This window comes from Pseudomonas sp. SWRI68, assembly GCF_014269165.1.
Lineage (GTDB): Bacteria > Pseudomonadota > Gammaproteobacteria > Pseudomonadales > Pseudomonadaceae > Aquipseudomonas > Aquipseudomonas capeferrum.
In genome coordinates this window covers 1-976 of record NZ_JABWRU010000056.1, presented here as the reverse complement: position 1 = coordinate 976, position 976 = coordinate 1, and the positions used below count along the sequence as shown (strand labels likewise).

Below are 976 nucleotides of genomic sequence, written 5' to 3'. Positions count from 1 at the left end.
TCTGGCGGTTCTTCATCGATCACCCCCAGTTCAAGGAAGTAGCCGAAAGCAAGGTCGACGGCGTTGTTGACCACCAGCTCGAAATCGCTGTCGGTGGCGCCGAACCGCTGCTCGCTGCCAATGCCTTCCAGGCGTTCGCGGGCGATTGGGCGCTGATCCTTGATATAGGCAGACAGCCCCTTGAGTACTGCGCCCTTTAGGAAGGGCTCGGCGTAGGTGCGAAAGCGTACCTGGCGCAGTGGGTCGAAGCCGTCGATGGCCTGCAGCAGCCCTTGAGAGGTGAGGCTGAGGTAGTCGTGCCACTGAGCCAACGGGTGCGGATAGCGGTTGTAGTAGTACCCGGCGACGGTGCTCGACCAGGGGCTATGGAAGAAGAACAGGCGTGTGCGAGTGTCTGCCTCACGCAGGCACAGCCATTGCTGCCAGAGCAGGCGTTCCTCGTCACTGAGCACTTGCGGGTTGTCCATGGACAGCTCATACCACGCTGCGCACGAGCGTCTGGGTTATCAGGCCCCAGCCATCGATCAGCAGAAACAGCATGATCTTCAGCGGCAGCGAAAGCGTGATCGGCGGCACCATGATCATGCCGAGCGACATCAGGATCGAGGAGACGATCAGGTCGATGATCAGGAACGGCAGGAAGATCATGAAGCCGATCTGGAAGGCAATCTTCAGCTCGCTAAGCATGAACGCCGGCACCAGGTGCACCGGGGTCAGTTCATCCACAGTGGCCGGCAGAGGTGCCTTGGCCAGTTCGTGGATCAGGCGCAGGTCGGACTCGTGGGTCTGGCGCACCATGAAGTCGCGTACCGGAACCCAGCCCTTCACGGCGGCCTGCTCCAGGCTGGCCTGCTGCTCGAGAAATGGCTTGACCCCGGCCTGGTAGGTGCTCTCCAGCGTCGGCGCCATGATGAACAGGGTAAGGAACAGAGCCAGCACGATCAGCACGATGTTCGGCGGCGTTTGTTGCAAGCCG

Annotated in this window: 1 protein-coding gene and 1 pseudogene; both read right to left on the bottom strand. The window is 61.2% G+C overall.

Annotated features, from left to right (window positions below):
• Positions 1-467: pseudogene (locus HU770_RS26755) on the bottom strand (RNA polymerase subunit sigma); the annotation flags it as partial.
• Between the two features lie 7 nt (positions 468-474).
• Positions 475-976: flagellar type III secretion system pore protein FliP (locus HU770_RS26750; protein WP_186666581.1), on the bottom strand; the 502-nt coding region annotated here is incomplete at its 5' end.